We start from the raw sequence: 21,893 nt of genomic DNA on the forward strand, positions 1-21,893 counted from the left end.
TACATATATATGTACTTTTAAAAGAATATACTAATAAGAATTATTGCAAAAACAATTTGACAAATTCCTACTGTTCCACCATAAAGCATTGCTAAAGGTCCTTCTTTAACTAAATCTGAAATTTTCACCCTCATACCTATACCAGCTAGAGCTATTATTTCAAAGTTGCTACTTATCCATTTAAACAATTTTGAAATTGATTGTGGAATAAATCCAACTGTATACAGTACACATATAATGAAAAATCCTGTTATAAACCAAGGAATATTTATTCTTCTTTTTTTATCAATATGAATAACTTCATCATTTTCATGTGGTACTTCATATGCAGTTAAATCTACTTTTTCAAATACTAAAACCACAACTACAAGTAATATTATTCTAATAATTTTAAATACAGTTGCTAAATTTACAACATCATCCGATACAAACTTAGCTGATCCTATTACTTGACCTACAGATTGCAATATACCGCCCATCATAGCAGATGTATGTAGAGTCTCATTATTATATAATGCTGCTGTTATAAATGGTAATAAAATCATAAGTATTGTACCTATTACATTAACAATAGTAATGGCTATTACCTTATCAGAATCGTTAGCCTTAACTACTGGAGCTGTTGCTCCTATTGCAGAAGATCCACAAACTGCATTGCCTGAAGCCATCAATAAGCAATATTTTTCATTGAATTTCAACTTTCTCCCTATCCAATATGCTGTAACAATAGTTAAAGTCATTTGTAGAACAATGAAAAGTAATCCATTGAAGCCTAAGCCCATTATTTCTGCAAGGTTTAAATTTGCTCCCATTAAAACTATTGAGTAGTTTAATAAGTCCTTTTCTGCAAATTTAGTTCCTTCATCATACTTTTTACTTTTAAATATAGTATTACCTGCAACTATACCTATAAAAATAGCAAAGGTAGCTGCTCCAACTGTAGAAAACTTTTTACCAAGTACTTCTGATATAATTCCAATAATTAAACAAATAACTATCCCTGGTAAAATATTTATTACTTTTTTCAATTTTAACACCTCAATATCTATAAACTATTTACCAAAATTCATTATAGATATTATTTGTTAAAAGTTAAAATACTATTATTTTATTATTATAATAACCATTTACCTATATATAACTTTTTGAATACTCAATAAAGGTCTTCATATTATTAGAAATAAATTTATCATTATGCATTATTAAGCATAAATCTCTTTCTATTCTTCCTTCTAATAATCTAAACATAAACAATTCTTCACTTTTGACTTTATCTTCTACAACCCTATAAGAAAGACATCCCACTCCTAAATTTGCTTCTACTGTTTTCTTAATAGCCTCTGTATTTCCTAACTCTAGGAATGTATTAAATTTTATTTTATTTTTCTTAAGGAATAACTCCATATGTTCTCTTGTCCCACTTCCAGTTTCTCTCATAATTAACTTCTCATCTTCAAGCATTTTCCCTGGAATTTCATTATAATCTTTAATTCGATTTTGGTCTCCACAAATAAATACTAATTCATCTTTCCAAACAACTTCTTTTGTTATTTCTTCTGAATGTATATCCCCTTCTACAAAAGCAAAATCTACTTTATTTTCTAAAATTAAATTTTCTATATTTTTAGTATTTTCAATTATTAAAGATATTTCTATATCCTTAAATTTATTTGAAAAATCCTTTATTATTTCTGGTAATATATATATACCTATAGTAGTACTCGCACCTATAATTATTTTCCCTTTTTCATTACTGTTAAAATCTCTTATGGTTTTAACTCCCTCATCATATAAATTAAGAATTCTTCTAGTATAGTTTAAAAATACTTCTCCCTCATGAGTTAAAAATAATTTTTTCCCTATTCTATCAAATAATTTAACCCCCAAATCTAATTCTAATTCATGAATACTTTGACTTATAGACGGCTGACTTATGTACATTTCTTTAGCAACTTTTGTCATATTCAAATACCTTGCAGTTTCATAAAAAATTTTAAGCTTTCTAAAATTCACTATTTTCTCCCCTTTTAAATAATAAAAAACTCAGCCAAGGCTGAGTTTTTCTTATATTATTATTTCTTTACATCTTCATAATCAACATCAATAACTTCACCAATAGAATCATCTATCTTTTCATTAGTATAAGAAGATTTATATTCTGAAGTATAGTTACCTGTTGAGTTAGTCCTTTTTTTTCTTCCAAAATAATTTTTTACTTTAAAGATAACCCATAAAGCTATTATAACTGGAAGCAATAATAATAAAAGTTTAAAAGCTAGAACTCCTACTACTCCAATAACTAATATTGTACCTGCAATATATAACAAACTTTTAATGCTGTCACTCATATTTTAATACCTCTTTAATTTATTAATATTATTTTTCTCCACCTTGAAGTTATTATACCATAGATAAAATATTTTTTCAATAAGAGATATTATTTATTCTTTTAAAAGGTTATATATACTCTTTTAATTGTTATACAATTAACTTTTTCTAATATTTTTTATTAAATAGTTTCACTCCTTTTTAGATAAAAAATACACCCCATATTAAATAAAAAAGAGCAACTAATAAATTAGTCACCCTCTTACTATCTGTCAACATGATGTCAACATATATAAAATACCGTTGACAATCTGTTGACAAAATTAAATTTTCAATGATTTTTAATATAATTACTTATAAGTATAAATTTATTAAAAAATTCTTAAGACATTGATTTTACTTTATTTCATTGCTTCTTCAATAGCAACTGCAACAGCAACTGTAGCTCCTACCATTGGGTTGTTACCCATTCCGATAAGGCCCATCATTTCTACGTGAGCTGGAACTGAAGATGATCCTGCAAATTGTGCATCTGAGTGCATTCTTCCCATAGTATCTGTCATACCATATGAAGCTGGACCTGCAGCCATATTATCTGGGTGAAGAGTTCTTCCTGTACCACCACCAGATGCTACTGAGAAGTATTTCTTTCCTTGATCTACACATTCTTTCTTATATGTTCCTGCAACTGGATGTTGGAATCTTGTTGGGTTAGTTGAGTTACCAGTAATTGATACATCAACTCCTTCGTGATGCATTATAGCAACACCTTCTCTAACATCGTTAGCACCATAACATTTAACTTTTGCTCTTGGTCCATTAGAATATGGAACTTCTCTAACTATTTCTAATTTACCTGTGAAGAAATCAAAATTAGTTTCTACATAAGTAAATCCATTTATTCTTGATATGATGTATGCAGCGTCTTTTCCTAAACCATTTAATATAACTCTTAATGGCTCTTTTCTTACTTTGTTAGCTTTTTCAGCTATTTTAATAGCACCTTCAGCAGCAGCGAAGCTTTCATGTCCTGCTAAGAAAGCAAAACATTTAGTTTCTTCTCTTAAAAGCATAGCTCCTAAGTTTCCGTGTCCTAAACCAACTTTTCTATCATCTGCAACTGAACCTGGGATACAGAAAGCTTGTAATCCTTCACCAATAGCTTCAGCAGCATCAGCAGCTTTTGTACATCCTTTTTTAATAGCTATAGCAGCACCTAAAGTATAAGCCCACATAGCATTTTCAAAAGCAATTGGTTGAGTTGATTTTACGATTTCGTAAACATCTATACCTTTTTCATCGCAAACTGTCTTTGCATCTTCTATTTTAGTCATACCGTATTTTTCTAATACAGGAATGATTTGATTTATTCTTCTTTCATAACTTTCAAATAATGGCATAATACTGTTCCCCCTTCAAATTATTCGTGTCTTGGATCGATAACTTTAACTGCTTCGTCAAATCTACCGTATTGTCCTGTAGCTTTTTCCATAGCTTCATTAGCATCCATTCCCTTAGCAACCATTTCCATCATCTTTCCTAAGTGAACAAATCTATATCCAATTATTTCATTGTTTGCATCTAAAGCTATTTTAGTTACATAGCCTTCTGCCATCTCTAAGTATCTTGATCCCTTAGCAACTGTTCCGTACATAGTACCAACTTGTGATCTAAGACCCTTTCCTAAATCTTCAAGTCCAGCTCCTATAGGTAGTCCGCCTTCTGAGAATGCAGTTTGACTTCTTCCATATACTATTTGAAGGAATAATTCTCTCATAGCTGTGTTAATTGCATCACAAACTAAGTCAGTATTTAAAGCTTCTAATATAGTTTTTCCTGGTAATATTTCTGAAGCCATAGCAGCTGAATGAGTCATTCCTGAACATCCTATTGTTTCAACTAATGCTTCTTCTATTATTCCATCCTTAACATTTAAAGTTAATTTACAAGCTCCTTGTTGTGGTGCACACCAGCCAACACCGTGAGTTAATCCTGAAATGTCCTTTACTTCTTTAGCTTGTACCCATCTTCCTTCAACCGGAATTGGTGCAGGTCCATGATTTGGTCCCTTAGCAACAACGCACATTTCTTCCACTTCTCTTGAATACATCATATTATATCTCCTCCCTAATTATAGATCTCTGTAGCCATCGTATGTTTATAGCTCCACTTAAACTTATGCTACTTTAATCGGGACAAATAAAGCCCCACTATGGGCATATTTATCCTATATCTATAATAACAGATGTAAAAAGGTCTAACAATATTTTCTTATAAAAAACTTATGTTTTCTTTTATAAAAATTATCTCTTGCTATTTTAATCATATTTTGTTATAATTATTTTTGTCTTAAGTCGGCATGGCGGAACTGGCAGACGCACATGACTCAAAATCATGCGGGAAACCGTGAGGGTTCGATTCCCTCTGCCGGCACCAATAATTATAAGAAATGGCTTTATCACTAGGTTTAAATAGTTTTTGATAAAGCCATTTTTTCTTTTTGTTACACTATTTGTTACAACTAAAAAAGGACTCTACAAATAGAGTTCTTTTTAACTTTTATTTTATATTTTCAGCACTTTTTAACTTCAGATATTGCTTATCAATCTTTACTTCTATATAAGGTATTTTAAAGTTAGACATATTTTCTTTGTATCTATATTTTATATTATCTTTAAGTATATTATTATCAACTAAAATAGCAATTCTATACTCTTCTTCTTCATTGAATTTATTTCTTTTAAAAAATATTGAATAATTTATAGCCTTTAAATAAAGTATAGATTTTATTGTTTCTCTTAACTCTACTCTATTAACTTTATAGTCATTTAATATGATCGTGTTATTTCATTATATATATCATTTATATCTTCTATGATTATCTTTAATATTATAAATAACCTTTCCTTCTATTATTAAGCAATCCTTCTTTTCTTTAATATATAGATCACTCAATTCTTTTTTATTAATTTCTATTATTTTACCATTTCCTTTCGAATAATTTTCTATCAAATACTTATTATTCTTTTTCTCAGTTAAAGATAGCAGAAAAAAAGTTGCATCACTTACAGGTATATTACCTTCTTCATACATATTTATTATAGATTTAATTACAAAAATTATATTCAAGAAAATTTCTTTCTCCAAATTATTTTTTACATACTCATCTTGTTTTTTAATTAAATAATTTATAGCACCTCTCAATATTTTTGAAATATACTTTAACTCTTCATTATCATCTAAATAATTCCACTGAGTAACCCACATACATCCATTATCGTATATATTATTAGCTGCAATTTCACCTGTATAATGAAATAACCTTTGCTTTTTACTTATATCTAGCTTAATAATAATTGGATTCTCTCTTGTAACTTCATAACAATATATATTTCTTACATTCTTCAATTTATTTTCCATTTTTTACCTTTCCTTTTATAATTCTACAGATAATAGAAAAAACCTTTATAAAAAATAAATTATCATTTGTTATCTATATTTCGCATAATCGTTATTTAGCGAAATTAATTAAATGCTACTAAATACAATGTTCTACAAATCAAAAATATCTAAAATTAGTTTAATATTAATAAACTTTATTAAATTAAAAGCCTGCTTATAAAACATAGCAGGCTTTTCAAAATCATATTTTATTGCTATTTTCTATTAATTAATTTGTTCTCATATTTCTAATTTGGAAACCACTTCTTTGTTTTATTTGCTATTTTGACCAGAGTAAGCATTACTGGTACTTCAACTAATACTCCTACAACTGTTGCAAGAGCAGCACCTGATTGCATTCCAAAAAGAGAAATAGCAACTGCTACTGAAAGTTCAAAGAAATTACTTGCCCCTATCATACCAGCTGGTGCTGCAATATTATGAGGCAACTTCCAAAGTTTTGCCCAAATATATGCAAATCCAAATATAAAGAATGTTTGAATTGTAAGCGGAATTGCAATTAATAATATATGAATTGGATTATTTAATATAGTATCACCTTGGAATGAGAATAATATTATTAAAGTTAAAAGTAACCCTACTATAGTTACATTATCAAACTTCTTTAAAAATACATTTTCAAAATAATCTTTTCCTTTATTTTTGATTACTAAAGTTCTAGTAATATAACCTAGTACCAAAGGAATTACTACAAATAAGATAGTTGATAATATAAGAGTTTCAAATGGTATAGAAACATTACCTATACCTAGTAAAAATGCTACTATAGGAGCAAATGCAAATAAAATAATTAAATCATTCACCGCTACTTGTACTAAAGTATAAGCTGGATCACCTTTAGTTAAATGACTCCATACAAATACCATTGCTGTACAAGGTGCTGCTCCTAATAAAACTGCTCCTGCTAAATACTCTTTAGCTAAATCTGGTGCAATAATTCCTTTAAATACTACTAATAAGAAAAATGCTGCAATTGCATACATAGTAAATGGTTTTATAAGCCAATTTGTTACACAAGTTACAATTAATCCTTTTGGCTTTTTAGTGGCATTTAAAATACTTGAGAAATCTATCTTTAACATCATTGGATATATCATGAGCCATATTAAAATAGCTACTGGTATAGATACATTGTAATATTCAAACTTATTTAATGTTTCAGGTATAATAGGAAGTAGCTGTCCAATTGAGATGCCTATAACAATACAAATAACAACCCATATTGTTAAGTACTTCTCAAATACTCCCAGCCCCTTTCCGTTTTTTTCTTCTTCCATGATTCCCTCCTATATCTCCTTATTCTCAACTCTCTTTGCTAAATCTTTTATTTTTTCCTCTATAATTTTAGCCACTTTAATAAACTCTTCATCACTTTTACCAGTAGGATCTTCTAATCCCCAATCCTCAACATGACTAGCCGATATCACAGGACATACAACATTACATCCCATTTTTATAGCAATATCTACATCTGGTATATCAGTAAGTAATTTAGACTTTTGAGTTTCATTCATATCTACATTGTATAAATCTTTAATAATTCTCACTGCATCTTGATTAATTTGAGGTTTAGTTTCAGTACCTGCTGAATAACTTTCAAAAACTTCACTTCCATATAATTTTCCTAATGTTTCTGCCATTTGAGACCTACACGAGTTATGAACACATATAAACGCTACTTTCTTTTTCATGTTTACTTTCTCCTTCTAGATAATTATTTCCAATAGTTTATCGCCTTTTACTTCTTCAGCTTTCCATTCAATTAATGCAAAATTTCCTTTAGATATTTTATCTACTTTATTTATCCATTGTATTTCATTACTTGCCTTTGCTTTTAATATTTTATTACTAGAATTAGTAGCATAAAGGCTTGAATTTATAACCCACCATTTACTATTTAATCCTGCTCTATTTAAGTCTTTTTGTAATCTCATAGCCTCATATACAGGCGTAGTTTCTGCTAAGCTTACAATTATTACTTCTGTTTCTTTTTCATTTCTTAATTTTGGTAGAAGCTTTTTAACTGATTCAGGTATATCTCCTTCTGATCTTTGAATTTCTCTATTATAGCTTTGAGTTGAATATAGAAGTAATAATGTATGTCCAGTCGGTGCAGTATCAATAATCACAACTTCATTTTCTGATTTTTCAACTATATCTGCAAAAGCTCTAAAGACTGCAATTTCTTGAGTACAAGGAGATCTTAAATCTTCTTCAACATATTCTATATCTGCATCACTCATTGTTTCTCTTGCTTTAGTTAATACTTCTTCTTTATATTTTTCTAATTCTTCTTTTTCATCAATACTACTTAGAGTTATTCCATAATTTTCATCAATAACAAACTTTAAGTGGGCTGCTGGATCAGTAGTAGTTAAGTGAACCTTCTTACCTTTTTTAGCAAGTCCTATTGCAATTGCAGCTGCTATAGTTGTCTTTCCTACCCCTCCTTTTCCCATTGTAAAGATAACTTTTTTATCACTATTAAATAAATCTTCAACAACATTTTTTAACTTAAGGATTTTTGTCGTATTTATTTTATCTGTACTTATTCTTATATTGTTGTCTTTTAATAATGCCCGTACATTTTCAATTCCGGTTACATTGTAAGGTCTTAGTGGTATTTTATAAGTTTCAATGTTCTTCAAATTCTCTGGCATATCTTTTAATGCATTCTGTTGCTTCTCATATAATGCTTTAGATAATTTATCATCATGGTTTTCCAAGACTCCATTAATAAATAGCACCTGGTTTTTCACACCAATTTCTTTCAGCTCATTTGATGCTCTCTCAGCTTCCTTCAGTGGAGATAATTCTGGTCTTGATACAAGAATAAGAGTTGTCTTTCTAGTATCTGATAAATTAGCTACTGCATTTTTATAAATCTCCTTCTTACTTTCAAGTCCTGATAATTGTCCTAAACATGAAGCTCCATGAGTACTCTCACTTATAAAATCACTCCAAGCTGATGGCAACTGAAGCATTCTTAATGTATGACCAGTTGGTGCTGTATCAAAAATTATATGGTCAAATTCATCAGCTGCCTTTTCATCAGTAATAAATGAAGAAAATTCATTAAAAGCAGCAATTTCAACTGTACAAGATCCTGAAAGTTGTTCCTCCATATTATTTAGTACAGCTTCTGGTAACTTACCTCTATATGGTGATATAACACTTTATTTATATTCTGCTGCTGCTTCTTCAGGATCAAAATTTGCCACTACTAAATTAGGAACATCTTTTATTGGAATACCTTTATTATTTAGTTCTGTATTAAAAACATCTTGAAGATTAGAAGCTGGATCTGTACTAATAAGCATTATCTTCTTTCCTTCATCTGCTAAAGATACAGCTGTTGCACAAGCTGTTGATGTCTTGCCAACTCCACCTTTTCCTGTGAAAAACAAATATTTAGTTAAGTTGATATCTTTTATATTAAATGTTTTATACATCTATATTACCTCCTTTTAATTAACAACATCCGCCTTTACAGTTACAACCATTAGATTTATTGACTTCTGCTTTTAATAAGTCAGGAGATATTTCTAGTAAATTGCATATTTCTTCATTAGTTAGATAACTTCCCACTTTTACAATCTTCCCTTCAAGCATTGTTACTGGAAGCACATCAACACCTTTTTTCATCAGTAGTTCATTTATAGTTTTATTATCAACAAATATTTGAGGATTACTTGTTAAGTTATATCTCTCAACTAATATTCCTTTATTGTTTAAGTTATTTACTGTTGTTGATATCCTTAAAAGTTCTGGATTTACAGATGGTCCGCAAACACCTGTAGAACAACACATTGCTGGGTCAAAAATAATCATTTTTTTCATAATTTACACACTCCTTAATTTAATCTTTTTTACATACACACTCCGTTTGCTTACAAATACATTCTTCAGTATCAGTAATGATATTCATTAAATTTAACATTAATCTGTTAGCATTAGTCATATGTAATCTATAATAATTCCATATTCCCTCTTTTCTTGTTAGCACTAATCCACATTCAGTTAAAACTTTTATATGATGTGATAATGTAGGTTGAGTAAACTCAAAGCTTTCTAATAAATCACACGCACATTTTTCTCCACAAGATAAGATATCCAGTATTTTTAATCTATTAGGATCTCCTAAAGCCTTAAATATTTTAGCATTCACTTCATAATTATTATTCATATTATCACTCCTCATATAGATAATGGTCTATATTTATAAATATAGACAATTATCTATATGTAGTCAATATACCTATTAATTTTATTGTTTTTAAATAATATTATATAGATAAATATCTATGTGATATGGTATGATTTTATTCTAACTTTGCTACTTTAGTAAAAACTTCTTTGTTGTATATTCCAATATATAGATATTTATTAATAGGTAAACTTCTATATTTAATGTTTAAAGATTCTTAAACATTAAATAAAATCACTCTTTGCATATAAACATTTGTACGGGATACATTTTATGAAATGTGGACAGGAGAACCCATTAGACAAATAGGTATAATGGTAGGAAATCCATCACTAAATAATTACTATCAAACTAACTTTTTCAAAGAAAAATAGTTAGTGAAAAAAGAAATCTCAATAGAATTATCAATGATTTTAATTAACTCAATATGAAATATTACCCTTTAATTCAAGATGTTATCCTACCTTTCTAATACTTAAATATTTTGTATAAAATTAGGACTACTAGTCAAACTGGTAGTCCTAATTTCAAATATATGCTATTTATTATTGTTCAATTACATTAATCTGATCATTTAATTGAGATCTATTATTATCACCTGTTTGAGAGTCACTAGTCCCTGTATTTTGCTCTAAAGGTTGTTGAGTATCTGAAGAATTTGAAGAGCCTTCACCTTCTACTTCCCCACTTCCTCCACTACTAGGATCAGATGGTTTATTAAAATCAATATCTGGATCACTTGGTTGATCAGGTTGAGGTTCTGGATCAGGTTCTACTGTTTCTTCACTTGCTGGCGGTGTTGGAACTACTGGTTTTGTAGATGGTGGATTTGATACTTGAGGCGTCTGTGTTACAGTATTAGTATTTCCTCCTGTGCTAGCGCTTCCTCCTGTACTAGTATTTCCCCAAGTACTAGTACTTCCACTAGACTCATAATATGTTTCATCATTATATATATTATCTACGGAAGTTTCTTCTTTATTTTCATCTTCTCCCTCATCTTCCTCATTAGTCAACAACTCATTATAAAGATTTTCATAATATAATATATCTTTATCTATATCTCCTTCAGTTATATTTAAATCTACACTTTCATCTAATTCTTTTATTTTATTTTTTATCTCTTCTAAAGCTTCCTTCTTTTTAGTTTCTTCTTCTTTCTCTTTATCCACTTTAGCGTCTTTTTCAGTAGAATTATTCTTTTTAATTACTTGAAAAGCTAAATTCTTACTATTTAAATCATTTGAATAAAGTACTCCACTTACTACTACTGTAATTAAAATAACTATAAGAAATATGCATATTCCTAATTTAATCTTAAAGTTATCTTTAACTAAGTCAAAAACTTTTCTTATAAATCTCATATAATCCTCCAATCTGTATTTACAATAAATTTCTTCTATATTTTAGCAAATCACAAAATAAGATACAATTAAAATCTTAATATTATAATCTTATATTTATTTAAATGTAATTATATTTATTATATATTTTACCCAATTCGATATAATATATTCCCATATTATTCATATTTTGGTTTTTTTAAAATAACGGAAACTTTTTAATAAAAAACTGTTCATAACAACGAATTCTATGTAAAGACAATTGATTGTATATTTTTTCTCCAAATATTATTCTGAATAATACTTATATTAATAATATAAATATAAAAATCTCAACAAGAAAACATAATTATAAAAATAGCATGTAAGATTACTTTTTATGTATATTTTATATTTTTTAGTAAATAATACTATTGTCTTTTAGATATTAGATAAATTTACTAAAAGGAGGAATATTAATGAAAAAGTTTGTGTGTACTGTTTGTGGTTATATCCATCAAGGGGATACCCCACCTGAAATTTGCCCTGTTTGTAAAGTAGGACCTGAAAAATTTAAAGAGGTTAAAGAGGAAATGGCCTGGGCCGATGAACACAGAATTGGAACCGAAAATAATCTTAATCCTGAAGTGTTAGAGGCTTTAAGATCTAATTTCACCGCTGAATGTACTGAAGTTGGTATGTATTTAGCAATGTCTCGTCAGGCTGATCGTGAAGGTTATCCTGAGGTAGCTGAGGCTTATAAAAGAATTGCATATGAAGAAGCTGAACATGCATGTAAATTTGCTGAAATCTTAGGAGAAGTTGTAGTTGCTGATACTAAAGCTAATCTACAAGCAAGAGTTGAAGCTGAATATGGTGCTTGCGACGGTAAAAAGCAACTTGCTGATTTAGCTAAAAAATTAAATTTAGACGCTATTCATGATACAGTTCATGAAATGTGTAAAGATGAAGCTAGACATGGATGTGCTTTTAAAGGCTTGTTAAATAGATATTTTAAATAAAGGAGAGATTTTAATGCAAATTATAAATTGTAATGCAGTTAACTGTTCTCATAATAAAGAAAGAGTTTGCTACTCTAATAGAATAAATATTGTAGGAATAAACTCAAATAAGGATGGAGATACTTCTTGTTCTTCATTTTTAGATAGTCAAACTTATGGAACTTTAACAAATAATGTATTTCAAAGTGGAGAACCTTGTGATTGCTTAGTATGTAATGTTAATAGCTGTAAATATAATGAAAATCAATTATGCTCTCTTGACTCCATAAATATTTCTGGTAATGGAGCTAATTTATACAGTGAAACCAATTGTGAAAGTTTTTCTAAAAGATAGTATAAATGAAAAATGATATCCTTGAGAGGATATCATTTTTTTATTAAGGGGATAAATAACTAATTGTTAAGCACTAACAACTATATTTATATAATACTATGACTATATGTCAATATTGTTACAAAAGTAGTAAGAAATTATTTCTTTTAATTTACTAAAATCTTAATATCAAATTATATACATATAAAAGTGCTAATATTAAAAATCCTCCTAGGATTATCCATAATACTATATTTATTATATTAGCTTTATTCATGGCTCTCTTCCTTTACATTATAATAATCTATAGCATTCTTTAAGAATTTAACTGTTTGAATTGGAGCCTTTCCTATAGATGTTTCTCCAGCTAAAAGAAATCCATCTACTTCATAATTAATAAACTTATATATACTTTCTATTTCTGGTAGAGTTGCTAAATACCCATTTTTCATACTGTTTAATAAGTGTGTTGCTATAATAACTTTTTTATTTTTTTCTTTAATAACCTTTATAGCTTTTTCTTGAAGATTAATTGAATTTAATACTCCTGCCTCAGGAACTAGGTCACCTCTTCCTATTACAACAGTATCTACTGTTTCTAATATTTCATTGAGGTTATTTATTCCAACAGGCGTTTCAACTTTTGCCCAAATATCACAATATTTATTTCTTTCCTTAATTAAATTTCTTATTATTTCTATATCATCTTTTTCTTCAACGAAAGACTGACATATTATATCTAAATTATTTTCTAAAGCCCAGGTTATATTTTCAATATCATTTTTACTTAAATTACTATTATTATCGTATATTTCTGATATGTTACACCCTTTTCCACCTCTTATTATTCCACCATTTAAAACTTTAGCTCTTACTACACCATCCTTTTTATTTACAACTTCAAACTTCATAGTATTATCTTTCATAGATATAGAATAAATATTACTCTTATTTATTTTCTCCGTTTCTATATTTATTGGAATATACTTTTTATCTTTTAGTTCCTTTATATTTAACTTGTTATAGTAATCTTCTCCACAAAAATATACTTCCTGATTATTATAAACCTTGTATATATACTTTAAATTCTTAGATATTCGTATTTTTTTTCCTGATAAATCAACTAATATATGTACATCACTTTTTATATCTCTAGAGTATCTTATAACTGTTTCAAATTCCTCTTTATTAAAATGAGAACAGTTCAATCTTAATATATTTACTCCATTTTCAATAAGCTCTTTTATAACCCATTTATTCATTGATTTTGGACCTATAGTTGCAATTATGTTCATATTACTCTCCACAATATTATTATCATTTATCTTTACTATGAAATTAATTTTTTTATTACAAAATCTATTAAATATAATCTTGCAAAAATTATATTTAATAGACTTCTTTTTTCATAATTCAATACTTCTTAATATATTAATTAATTCATCTAAGAATAACCCCTCTAATTTTTCTTCATATTGCAATGGTATTTTTACATAAACTACTGGTGCCTTTGTATTTTTTAATAAATAAAGATGCTGCCCATCATTACAAACTGTATTTTTAAATCTACTATTTAAAAGGTTCATAATCTTTTCACTATAAATTTTTGAACTACTACCTTCTCCATAAAATATTTCACAATTAAACCATGAATTTTTAAATTCAATAGCAAAATAAAAATCTATATTAGTTACATTAGCAATTAACACTTTTTTTAAAAGCATTTTTCCAATAATTATATTTTCATGTTCAGTTAAATCAACAATAAAGTTTCCTCTGTATTTTAAGCCTTCAGATATAGCCTTTAAAATTCTCTCATTATTAATATCAATCCCGTATTTCACTATACCTCCAAGATAAATTTATTATTCTTTCATTTTATTCTCTTTTCAATTAAAATGTTCTAAAGTCTTTTCCAAAAGAATAAATTAATATAGAGCTTAATCCTAAAGGAGGTTTCTATGAAAAAGTATATTTTTTTTATTGTATCTATTGTAATTACATCTTTATTAATTGGTTGTAATTTTAATAAATCTCAATACATAAGGCCAGATGCTAAACCTACTTCAAATTATTATACTAATGAAATTAAAGAAAAGTTAAATGAAAATAAAGATTATACTATTAAAGTATTTGATTTAAATATATATAAGTATTATGAAGTAAGCAAAGAAGAACATAGTATCCTTCCAGAATTTATAGATTATTTAAATGATGAAAATTATGGAGTTGAAATAACTAAAGATATAACTCCTGAATATAAAATTATAATCGAATTTGATAAAGAAAAATATATAATAAATACTTATAATGATAAGTTAATTTCCATTTATCCTTGGGATGGTGTTTATCCTGAAGATACTATTTCCATGGAAGGTATTCCTGATTATTATAATCTATATAAGTTCTGCGAATATATAAAGAAAGTTTCTAGAGGTTTTGAAGGCTAACTATTCTAGATCTCGTTATAAACTAAATAGAAACTCAAAATTTTAGTTTTGAGTTTCTATTTAAGCTATATGATTTTCGATTAGCAAAATCAAAGATTTTGAATCTCACTTAGCATTCTAAATATTCTTTTTTTGGTTAATGGATGTATTAAATTTGGTGCAATTTCATTTAATGGTACTAGCACAAATTCTCTTTCTTCCATCCTTGGATGTGGTATAGTTACATAGTCATCAGATGTTATGTAATCATCAAATAATATTATATCTAAGTCTATTATTCTTGGACCCCATTTAATTATTCTTTCTCTTTTCATTTCTTTTTCTATATTTAATAATATAGTCATAAGTTCTCTTGGATTTAAAAAAGTCTTTATTTCAATAGCTGCATTTTTAAAGCTATCTTGGTTTTCATATCCCCAAGGTTCTGTCTCTATTATACTTGAAACTTTTGTAACTTTTATTTCATTTACTTCTTTAAGCTTTTCTATAGCCATATTAATATTATCTTCTTTTTCTCCAATATTACTACCTATAGAAATATATGCTTTATTCCATTTTCTATATATCTCAACTGCTGCAGTATCTAAGTGTCTTCCTATGGGAGCCCAAGGTTTCTTTAATAAAACCTTAACTCCATTTACTAAATCATAATTATATAAAATATATTCTGCTACCTTTTCTGCTGCTGTTTCAATTAAATCATAGCTTTCCTTTTGAAATTCTTTCTCTATATTATGGCATAGCTCTCCGTAATGAACAGATTTACTTAAATCTCCAGTTACCGCTGCTTCTCTCAAATCTACATCTAATTCTAAAGACATAATAAACTTTTGCCCTAAAGATTTTTCTTCTTGAAACACGCCATGATTAGCAAATATCTCTACATCTTTTAAGTACAATTTATCCATGGTTATTCCTCTATTTCCTATTTATTATTTTGTCAGTCATAACACAAGCTCTCTTATTTTCAAAAACATCGTGTACTCTAACTATTTTGCATCCCTTCATTATTCCTATAACAGTAGTTGCAACGGTTCCCTCTACTCTTTCATCTACTGGTAGATCTAAAGCTAATCCAATCATTGACTTTCTAGATGTTGCTAATAAAACTGGGAATCCTATGTCTACAATTTTTTCTAAATTATCCATAACTATTAGATTTTCTTCATAAGTTTTAGCAAAGCCAATACCTGGATCTAAGATAATATTTTCTCTTTTTATTCCTGCATCTAATGCTATATTAATACTTTCTATTAAATCTTCTAATACTTCTTTCATCAAATTCTTATAAGGCTTTGGTTCCCTATTATGCATTAATATACATGGAACATTATATTCAGCTGCAACCTTTGCCATATTACTGTCTTTTTTTAATCCCCATACATCATTTATTATATCAGCACCAGCTTTAATTGCCTCTTCTGCTGTTTTACTTTTATACGTATCTATTGAAATTAACACATCCAGCTCTTTTTTTATAGCTTTTATTATAGGAATAACTCTTTCTATTTCTTCTTCTTCTGATACATAGCTTGCTCCAGGTCTTGTAGATTCACCACCAATATCTATAATATCAGCACCTTCTTTTACCATTTCCTTTGCCCTTTTTACTGCTGCGTCTATTTCATTATAGTTACCACCATCTGAAAAGGAATCTGGGGTTACATTTAATATTCCTATAACATATGTTCTTTCATCTAAGTTTATAATTTTATTACCTATTTTCATTTTTCTCACCCTTTACTATAATTTTATAATTTTATTTTTCTTTTCCTCCCCCCAATAACAATCTTTATAGGCATTACAGTTAAAGCAATTTCTTGAAAGCTTATCACTTTCATAAATTATCTTAGATAATTTATCTTCACTTTCTTTTCTATGCTCTTTAATAGCCTTAATAATTTGATCCTTCTCTTCTTTATTAAAAGAAGTTTCTAATAATAATTCATCAGCTATTATTCCACTTCCTTCATTATGATCTATTCCTTTATTATATTGTAACACTCTTCCAATATCATGTAATAGTGCAATAGAATAAATTACCTCTTTATTATAATTTAACCCTTCTTCTAATACTTTAATATATGCAATTCTAGCAACATCTAAAAAATGTTCTAATGTATGATTACAAAATTCTCTATCCTTTTCTAACTCATTTAATTCTACTAATAATGATTTATACTTAGGATGGTGTAAAATCATATTTACGTTATCCAAATTTTTCACCTTCTTTTAATATAGGTTATTTAATTAAACTCATTACTTCTCTTCTTAAGTGTAAATCCTCTTTAAAACATCCTCTATAAGTAGTCGTAATAGTTTTTGCTCCTGGTTTTTTAACACCTCTCATAGTCATACACATATGCTCACCTTCAATAACAACCATAACTCCTTCTGCATCTAAATAATTCATTAATGCATCTGCAACTTCAGTTGTAAGTCTTTCTTGAAGTTGTGGTTTCTTAGCGTAAACTTCAACACATCTAGCTAGCTTTGATAGTCCTGCTACTTTTCCTTTTGGAATATAAGCTATATGAGCCTTTCCATAGAAGGGAACAAAATGATGTTCACACATAGAATAAAAAGTAATATCCTTTTCTAACACTAAATCATTACCTTCAACTGTAAAAGTTTTTGATAATTCTTTTTCTGCTGTTTGTCCTATACCTGAAAAAATTTCTTCATACATCCTAGCTATTCTATCAGGAGTTTCTAATAAGCCTTCTCTATTAATATCTTCTCCAATACCTTCAATAATAAGCTTAACTCCCTCTTTAATTTTTTCCTTATCTATCATTAAGTCTCCTCCTTAATTTCAATTCTTGCTTCATATTCTTTCCTAAGCATAGTAGTTATTTTATTTTCTGTGAAAATTCTATTTTCAAATTTACTTATTCCCATTATACCTAATAAACTATTAGTAATAAACACTTCATCAGCCATCATTGCATCTTCAATTGTAAGTTCTTTTTCTATTATTTTATATTCTCTAATAAGAAAATTTCTAACTATACCTGGTAGCAATCCACATTCAATACTTGGTGTATAAACTTTTTTATCTTTTACAATAAATATATTAGACATACTACCTTCAGATAAATATCCATTTTCATTTAAAAACAAGACTTCATTATATCCATTCTTCAAAGCTTCTTCTCTAGCTAAAATATTTTCTAAATAATTTATTGATTTTATGTAAGATAGCTTAGATTTAGAGTTTCTATTAATATTAGATAGCTTTAAAGAAAATCCTTTTAAATAATCATCATATTTATAAGGTATATCCCTTTTTTCTAAAACTATATTTTTTTCAGTAACTACAATTTTAAGTCCGCAATATTTAATATTATTTTCATTAATTATTTTTAAAATGTCTTCTAGTCTTACTTTCTCACCAATATTTAAAATATTAATACCTTCATTTAATCTAGAAATATGTTCTTCTAAAAAAATTGGTTTATCTTTAATTAAAATGGTTTCAAACACGCCTCTTCCGAAAAAATATCCACTATCTAAATTAATTTTATTTTCATTAAATATTATATCTCTCATTATAGTACCCTCATTAACGCCTTAGCCTTATCTAAAGTTTCATTATACTCATCTTCTTCTATAGAATCATAAGTAATACCGCCACCAACTCCAAAATAAGCCTTATTATCTTTTTTAACTATGGTTCTTATAGCTATATTAAAATCCGCATTTCCTCTAAAATCAAAATATCCTATGGAACCTGTGTATATATTTCTTTTTAATCCTTCTAATTCCTCTATAATCTCCATAGCTCTTATTTTAGGAGTTCCAGTAATAGATCCCCCTGGGAAACATTCCTTAATACATTTTATAGCAGAAACATCCTCCTTTAATACTCCCTCAACTGTGGAAACTAAATGAAATACTGTTGCATAAGTTTCTAACTTAAATAATTCTGTTACCTTTACAGAATGTGGTTTGCATACTTTACTTAAATCATTTCTTTCTAAATCCACAACCATTAATAATTCAGCTTTGTCTTTCTCACTATTTAAAAGTTCTAAACTATTTTTTATATCTTCCTCTTTATTTTCTCCTCTAGGTCTTGTTCCCTTAATTGGTCTTGTAATAACTTTTCTATTATTTATTTCAAGAAACCTTTCTGGAGAAGAGCTTATAATTTGAAAATCTTCAAAGTTCATAAATGCTGAAAAAGGAGCCTTATTTATAGTTCTTAGCTTTTTATATATTTCAAATGAATCCTCAGTATTTTCTGTATAGAATCTCTGAGTCATATTGGCAATATAAACATCTCCACTTACTATATAGTTTTTCAACTTATTTATAGCTGATTTATAATCTTCCTTATTAAAATTAGATATAAACTCTTTATTAACTTCTTTTACTACCTCTTCATATAAATGAATTGCTTCATCAATTTTATATTGAATAGCATTAATTTCCTCATCTCTACCATTTAAAGAAGTTATATATTGCTTATTATTTTTCAAATCAAAAATAATAATATTATTATAAAAAATAAATTTCATATCACTAATATTGAAGTCTTCTTCACTACTATCAGGTATGCTCTCTAAGATTCTACAAACATCATAGGAAATATACCCGATTGCTCCAGATAATAGTGGAATACCACTAAAAATATCTTCAGAAACTTTATATTTGCTTATAAGGTTATCTAAAACATTAAATGGATCTCCATCTACTTCTTTTCCATCTACAAAGGCTTTATTTTCTTTAGATTCAAATATCATAAATGGATTTAGTCCAATAAAAGAAAACTTCGATAAATTCTCATCTTCCTTTGAAGAATCAAGTAATATACTATCTTTTTCATTTTTAAAAACATTATATATTTCAAGAGGATTAAAATCTATATTTACTTCCTTTACCTTAAGCATTTTTATCCTCCTTAAGTTTTTTTGTTATCTTTATAAAATTTTCTAGTATCTTATGTCCTTCTTCAGTCATTTCAGCCTCAGGATGAAATTGAACTCCAAATATAGGATAAGTCTTATGTCTAACCCCCATAATTATATTATCATCTGTATAGCTAGTAATCTCTATATCCTTATTAAGATTCTCGTTATCAATTATAAGAGAATGATATCTAGTTACTCTTAGTGGATTTTTGACCCCTTCAAATAAATCTCTACCATTATGATTAATATAACTTATTTTTCCATGCACAGGCTCTCTTCCTTTAATTACTTTATTATTAAAATAATGTCCTATACATTGATGCCCTAAGCATATTCCAAGGATTGGCTTTAATCCTTTAAAATTATGCAAAATATCTAAAGATATTCCAGCTTCCTTTGGAGATTTAGGCCCTGGTGAAATAATTATTCCATCAATATTTAATTTTTTAATTTCTTCTATAGAAATCTTATCATTTCTATAGATTAAAACTTCTTCCCCTAGTTCTTCAATATATCTAACTAAATTAAACACAAAGGAATCATAATTGTCTATCATTAAAAGCATATTTATCCTCCAAGTTTTATGTTAAAAACTATGTTTATGTGTTAAAATATTTTTAATGAATAGATTATATCATAATAATTTATTAAATTGAAAGGAGATACGATGTTTAAGTGTGATTTGCATACCCATTCAATTTGCTCAGATGGAAGATTTAAGCCAGAAGAAATAATACAAATGGCAAATGAAAGAAATTTAGATTATATTTCTTTAACAGACCATGATACTTTATCAGGTATAAATGATGCTATGGAAGAAGCTAAAAAACTTAATGTTAATTTTATTCCTGGCATTGAGTTATCTACAGAATATAACGGTGAATCAATCCACGTTTTAGGATTTTTTAATAAAGAAACCTATAATAATCCTAAACTTAATAGTATATTAGAAGAGTTTAAAGAAAAGAGAATTTCAAGAGCATATAAGATAGTTGAAAACTTGAAAAAATTTCATAATATAGAATTAGATATAAATAAGGTTTTATCTAACGGAAAAGATACTATTGCAAGACCTCATATAGCAAAAGCTATTATAGATGCTGGATACCCCTATAATCATGACTATATATTCAAAAATTTTATAGGAAATGACTGTCCTGCATATGTACCTTCTACTAAATTATCTACTATAGATGGAATTAAGCTATTAAAGGAATTTAATGCTTTAGTTTTCCTAGCCCATCCTGTATTAGTTAAAAAAACACCTGTAGAAGATTTACTTAAGCTAGGCTTTGATGGACTTGAGGCAATTTATTATAAAAATACTCCATCTGATACTGATAAATTTTTAGATTTAGCAATGAAAATGAATTTATATATTTCTTGTGGCTCTGATTGTCATGGTATTCCAAGTGATATATCTCATGGTAATGTAGGAGATGTTAATATTCCACAAGAAAATAATATACTTAATATGTTAAAATGGTTAAAGGTACAAGGTTAATTCCTTGTACCTTCTATTTTTTTATTCTAAGGCAATAAATATAAATTCTATTTATATTTATTTGTCTACACTATCTGAATTATTCTTTTTCTTATCATCTATATACCATTTGCATTCAGTCATTGGGTTGCTTATTATTCCTAATGCAACCAAGATAGTTAAAATAGTATTTGAAATAGCTTGATACTCATCTGGCACTATCTTTACCCCAAAGGAATTTAATATAATTGGTATTAATGCAAAAATAGACACCCATAATCCATAATTCTTAAACCTTGACCAATCAAAATTCATATTAAATCACCCTCTATGGTACATTTTATTCACATATTTAAATTATGTTAACAAAATATATTAATAAATCAAATT

25 protein-coding genes, 1 tRNA gene and 1 pseudogene are annotated in these 21,893 nt (G+C 27.6%); 5 read left to right on the forward strand and 22 right to left on the reverse strand.

Annotation, left to right across the window (positions count from 1 at the left end):
• Positions 1–17: 17 nt before the first annotated feature.
• The 5 genes from ACQPUY_RS01850 to ACQPUY_RS01870 all read right to left on the reverse strand — a co-directional run bounded on the left by ACQPUY_RS01850 (position 18) and on the right by ACQPUY_RS01870 (position 4,441).
• Positions 18–1,028 carry a YeiH family protein gene (locus ACQPUY_RS01850; protein WP_430839195.1) on the reverse strand — a complete coding sequence of 337 codons (1,011 nt, stop codon included), beginning with the start codon at positions 1,026–1,028 and terminating at the stop codon, positions 18–20.
• Positions 1,029–1,131: 103 nt separating this feature from the next.
• A complete protein-coding gene (locus ACQPUY_RS01855) occupies positions 1,132–2,013 on the reverse strand; it encodes a LysR family transcriptional regulator (protein ID WP_430839196.1) in 882 nt (293 codons plus the stop codon).
• A gap of 59 nt (positions 2,014–2,072) precedes the next feature.
• Complete coding sequence (locus ACQPUY_RS01860; protein WP_430839197.1) at positions 2,073–2,348, reverse strand: hypothetical protein; 276 nt, start codon at positions 2,346–2,348, stop codon at positions 2,073–2,075.
• Positions 2,349–2,729: 381 nt separating this feature from the next.
• Entirely contained in the window at positions 2,730–3,728 is a 999-nt protein-coding gene (locus ACQPUY_RS01865) for a GGGtGRT protein (protein ID WP_430839199.1), read from the reverse strand.
• Positions 3,729–3,748: 20 nt separating this feature from the next.
• Complete coding sequence (locus tag ACQPUY_RS01870) at positions 3,749–4,441, reverse strand: iron-sulfur cluster assembly scaffold protein (RefSeq protein WP_066894354.1); 693 nt, start codon at positions 4,439–4,441, stop codon at positions 3,749–3,751.
• 240 nt (positions 4,442–4,681) lie between these two features.
• On the opposite strand from ACQPUY_RS01870, the gene ACQPUY_RS01875 reads away from it, so the two are divergent.
• Positions 4,682–4,764, forward strand: a tRNA-Leu gene (locus ACQPUY_RS01875).
• Positions 4,765–5,187: 423 nt separating this feature from the next.
• Here ACQPUY_RS01875 and ACQPUY_RS01880 read toward each other — a convergent pair.
• From ACQPUY_RS01880 to ACQPUY_RS01910, 7 genes and pseudogenes are all read right to left on the reverse strand, one after another.
• Complete coding sequence (locus ACQPUY_RS01880; protein WP_430839200.1) at positions 5,188–5,748, reverse strand: hypothetical protein; 561 nt, start codon at positions 5,746–5,748, stop codon at positions 5,188–5,190.
• A 269-nt stretch (positions 5,749–6,017) separates the two neighbouring features.
• Complete coding sequence (gene arsB / locus ACQPUY_RS01885) at positions 6,018–7,067, reverse strand: ACR3 family arsenite efflux transporter (RefSeq protein ID WP_430839201.1); 1,050 nt, start codon at positions 7,065–7,067, stop codon at positions 6,018–6,020.
• 9 nt (positions 7,068–7,076) lie between these two features.
• A complete protein-coding gene (locus tag ACQPUY_RS01890; protein ID WP_430839202.1) occupies positions 7,077–7,481 on the reverse strand; it encodes an arsenate reductase ArsC in 405 nt (134 codons plus the stop codon).
• A gap of 15 nt (positions 7,482–7,496) precedes the next feature.
• Positions 7,497–9,242 (reverse strand): annotated as a pseudogene (gene arsA / locus ACQPUY_RS01895) (arsenical pump-driving ATPase).
• A 19-nt stretch (positions 9,243–9,261) separates the two neighbouring features.
• Positions 9,262–9,630 (reverse strand): arsenite efflux transporter metallochaperone ArsD, encoded by a 369-nt coding sequence (gene arsD / locus ACQPUY_RS01900; protein ID WP_430839203.1) that lies wholly within the window; start codon positions 9,628–9,630, stop codon positions 9,262–9,264.
• 19 nt (positions 9,631–9,649) lie between these two features.
• Positions 9,650–9,976 (reverse strand): ArsR/SmtB family transcription factor, encoded by a 327-nt coding sequence (locus ACQPUY_RS01905; RefSeq protein ID WP_430839205.1) that lies wholly within the window; start codon positions 9,974–9,976, stop codon positions 9,650–9,652.
• A gap of 566 nt (positions 9,977–10,542) precedes the next feature.
• A complete protein-coding gene (locus tag ACQPUY_RS01910) occupies positions 10,543–11,361 on the reverse strand; it encodes a hypothetical protein (protein WP_430839206.1) in 819 nt (272 codons plus the stop codon).
• A gap of 437 nt (positions 11,362–11,798) precedes the next feature.
• Here ACQPUY_RS01910 and ACQPUY_RS01915 point away from each other — a divergent pair, with 437 nt between their 5' ends.
• Positions 11,799–12,341 (forward strand): NADH peroxidase, encoded by a 543-nt coding sequence (locus tag ACQPUY_RS01915; protein ID WP_430839207.1) that lies wholly within the window; start codon positions 11,799–11,801, stop codon positions 12,339–12,341.
• A 13-nt stretch (positions 12,342–12,354) separates the two neighbouring features.
• On the forward strand, positions 12,355–12,675 hold the full coding sequence (locus ACQPUY_RS01920; RefSeq protein WP_430839208.1) for a DUF1540 domain-containing protein: 321 nt from the start codon (positions 12,355–12,357) through the stop codon (positions 12,673–12,675).
• Positions 12,676–12,923: 248 nt separating this feature from the next.
• Here the strand turns inward: ACQPUY_RS01920 and ACQPUY_RS01925 are convergent, their stop codons facing one another.
• Positions 12,924–13,949, reverse strand: a complete 1,026-nt coding sequence (locus ACQPUY_RS01925; RefSeq protein WP_430839209.1) for a pyruvate kinase — start codon at positions 13,947–13,949, stop codon at positions 12,924–12,926.
• Positions 13,950–14,060: 111 nt separating this feature from the next.
• Positions 14,061–14,498: a hypothetical protein gene (locus ACQPUY_RS01930; protein ID WP_430839210.1), complete on the reverse strand. Its 438-nt coding sequence runs from the start codon at positions 14,496–14,498 to the stop codon at positions 14,061–14,063.
• 117 nt (positions 14,499–14,615) lie between these two features.
• On the opposite strand from ACQPUY_RS01930, the gene ACQPUY_RS01935 reads away from it, so the two are divergent.
• Positions 14,616–15,104, forward strand: coding sequence for a DUF4883 family protein (locus ACQPUY_RS01935; RefSeq protein WP_430839211.1), 489 nt, complete (start codon positions 14,616–14,618; stop codon positions 15,102–15,104).
• 89 nt (positions 15,105–15,193) lie between these two features.
• On the opposite strand, the gene folK is transcribed toward ACQPUY_RS01935, so the two are convergent.
• From folK to ACQPUY_RS01970, 7 genes are read right to left on the reverse strand one after another with little or no spacing between them, the layout of a single operon-like run.
• Positions 15,194–16,012, reverse strand: a complete 819-nt coding sequence (gene folK, locus ACQPUY_RS01940) for a 2-amino-4-hydroxy-6-hydroxymethyldihydropteridine diphosphokinase (protein ID WP_430839212.1) — start codon at positions 16,010–16,012, stop codon at positions 15,194–15,196.
• A gap of 10 nt (positions 16,013–16,022) precedes the next feature.
• Positions 16,023–16,832, reverse strand: coding sequence for a dihydropteroate synthase (folP, locus tag ACQPUY_RS01945; RefSeq protein WP_430839213.1), 810 nt, complete (start codon positions 16,830–16,832; stop codon positions 16,023–16,025).
• Between the two features lie 15 nt (positions 16,833–16,847).
• The gene (locus ACQPUY_RS01950; protein ID WP_430839214.1) at positions 16,848–17,321 is read right to left on the reverse strand and encodes an HD domain-containing protein; all 474 of its coding nucleotides are present in this window, start codon (positions 17,319–17,321) and stop codon (positions 16,848–16,850) included.
• Between the two features lie 25 nt (positions 17,322–17,346).
• Positions 17,347–17,901, reverse strand: a complete 555-nt coding sequence (folE, locus tag ACQPUY_RS01955; RefSeq protein WP_430839216.1) for a GTP cyclohydrolase I FolE — start codon at positions 17,899–17,901, stop codon at positions 17,347–17,349.
• Complete coding sequence (locus ACQPUY_RS01960; RefSeq protein WP_430839217.1) at positions 17,901–18,656, reverse strand: aminotransferase class IV; 756 nt, start codon at positions 18,654–18,656, stop codon at positions 17,901–17,903. Before ACQPUY_RS01960 ends, folE begins: the two co-directional genes overlap by 1 nt.
• Positions 18,656–19,999: an aminodeoxychorismate synthase component I gene (pabB, locus tag ACQPUY_RS01965; protein WP_430839219.1), complete on the reverse strand. Its 1,344-nt coding sequence runs from the start codon at positions 19,997–19,999 to the stop codon at positions 18,656–18,658. The genes ACQPUY_RS01960 and pabB overlap by 1 nt, the downstream gene beginning before the upstream one ends.
• Positions 19,992–20,585, reverse strand: coding sequence for an anthranilate synthase component II (locus tag ACQPUY_RS01970; RefSeq protein WP_430839220.1), 594 nt, complete (start codon positions 20,583–20,585; stop codon positions 19,992–19,994). Before ACQPUY_RS01970 ends, pabB begins: the two co-directional genes overlap by 8 nt.
• A 102-nt stretch (positions 20,586–20,687) precedes the next feature.
• On the opposite strand from ACQPUY_RS01970, the gene ACQPUY_RS01975 reads away from it, so the two are divergent.
• Positions 20,688–21,524, forward strand: coding sequence for a PHP domain-containing protein (locus ACQPUY_RS01975; protein ID WP_430839221.1), 837 nt, complete (start codon positions 20,688–20,690; stop codon positions 21,522–21,524).
• A gap of 57 nt (positions 21,525–21,581) precedes the next feature.
• Here ACQPUY_RS01975 and ACQPUY_RS01980 read toward each other — a convergent pair whose 3' ends face one another.
• The gene (locus ACQPUY_RS01980) at positions 21,582–21,818 is read right to left on the reverse strand and encodes a holin (protein ID WP_430839222.1); all 237 of its coding nucleotides are present in this window, start codon (positions 21,816–21,818) and stop codon (positions 21,582–21,584) included.
• Positions 21,819–21,893 lie beyond the last annotated feature (75 nt).

This window comes from Clostridium nigeriense, assembly GCF_050585245.1.
Taxonomy (GTDB): domain Bacteria; phylum Bacillota; class Clostridia; order Clostridiales; family Clostridiaceae; genus Clostridium; species Clostridium nigeriense_A.